Origin of the sequence: Streptomyces boetiae, from assembly GCF_031845405.1 — a bacterium.
Lineage (GTDB): Bacteria > Actinomycetota > Actinomycetes > Streptomycetales > Streptomycetaceae > Streptomyces > Streptomyces boetiae.
In genome coordinates this window covers 1-1407 of sequence record NZ_JAVREN010000101.1, presented here as the reverse complement: position 1 = coordinate 1407, position 1407 = coordinate 1, and the positions used below count along the sequence as shown (strand labels likewise).

The following is a 1407-nucleotide window of genomic DNA, read 5'->3' as shown; positions in this document are numbered from 1 at the left end:
CCGCGCCCCCTCCCTGACCGGCCCCGACGGCACCCCCTCCGCCCCCCTGCTCGACCGGGACGAGGAACGCCACCGGCTGCACCGCTTCCTCTCCCGCGGGCGCTCGGTCCGCCTCACCGCCCCGCCCGGCGCCGGCCGTTCCGCCCTCCTGGCCGCCGTCGCCCGCGACTGCGCCGACCTCGCCCCGGACGGCGTCATCCGCCTCAGTGGCTACCGCCGCACCCCCGAGGACCTCCTGCACGAGCTGTACGCGGCCGTCCACCACACCCCCGCCTACCGCCCCGGCAGCACCGAACTCGCCGCCGCCCTGCGGGTGATCGGCGCGGTCGTGGTCGTGGACGACCTGGAGTTCGGCGGCGCCGCCCTCGACGAGCTGCTGGACGCCACCCCCGAGTGCGCCTTCCTGCTCGCCGCCCACCCCGGGGTCCCCGGCCCGGAGAACCCCTCCCGCGTGGAGGAGGCCGAGCTGACGGGCCTCGACCTCGACGCCTGCCTGGAGCTGCTGCGCCGCGCCCTCGGCCGTGCCCTGGAGCCGGCCGAGGCCGACTGGGCCGCCGGGGTGTGGCGCGACACCGGCGGGCTGCCCCGGCGGTTCGCCCAGGCCGCCGGAGTCGCCGGCAGCCGCCCCCCGGCCGACCGGCTCGCCACCGCCCTGGCCGACGGCAGCCCCGAGGCCGGCCGCGAGATCCTGCGGTACGCCGTGGCCCTCGGCGGCGAACTCCCCGGCCCCGAGCGCCTGGCCGCCATGACGGGGAACCCCGGCGCCCCCGCCGCCCACGGCGAGCTGCTCACCCACGGCCTGATCGGCATCGCCGGCCTGCGCCACCGCCTCGCCCCCGGCATCCAGGGCGAGCTGCTGGCCGCCGGGTACGGCGAGGGCTCCGCCGACCGCCTCCACACCGCCGCCCAGCACTACGCCTGGTGGCTCTCCCGCCCCGAGGCGACGCATGCCGACGCCGCCGAGGAGGCCGAGGCCCTGCTCGCCGTCGCCACGGCCGCCCTCCGCGCCGGACACGCCGCCGCGGTCTCCGCCCTGGCCCGCGCCGCCGCCCCGCTGCTGGCAGCCGGCCCCCGCTGGGGCGTCTGGGAGGGCATGCTGCACGCCGGCCTGGAGGCCGCCGGCGCCGCCGAAGAGGTCGCCCAGCAGGCGTACTTCCGCCACGAGCTGGGCGTGCTGGCCATCCTCCACGGCCGCTTCGACCGGGCGCGCGCCGAGCTGGAGGCGTCCACCGAGCTGCACTCCGCCGTCGAGGACACCGGCGGCCTGCTGATGGACCGCAGGGCCCTGGCCCTGGTCACGGACCTCACCACCCCGCCCGCCCGCGCGGCCCTGCTCCCCGTCCCCGCGCCCATCGGCCCGCCGCCGCCCCCGGCCGTCGGCGCCGAGGACCAGACCCAGGTGATCCC

At 79.8% G+C, this 1407-nt stretch carries 1 pseudogene; it reads left to right on the top strand.

Going from position 1 to position 1407, the window contains the following annotated elements:
* A pseudogene (locus tag RM780_RS27555) lies at nucleotides 1-1407 on the top strand (ATP-binding protein); the annotation flags it as partial.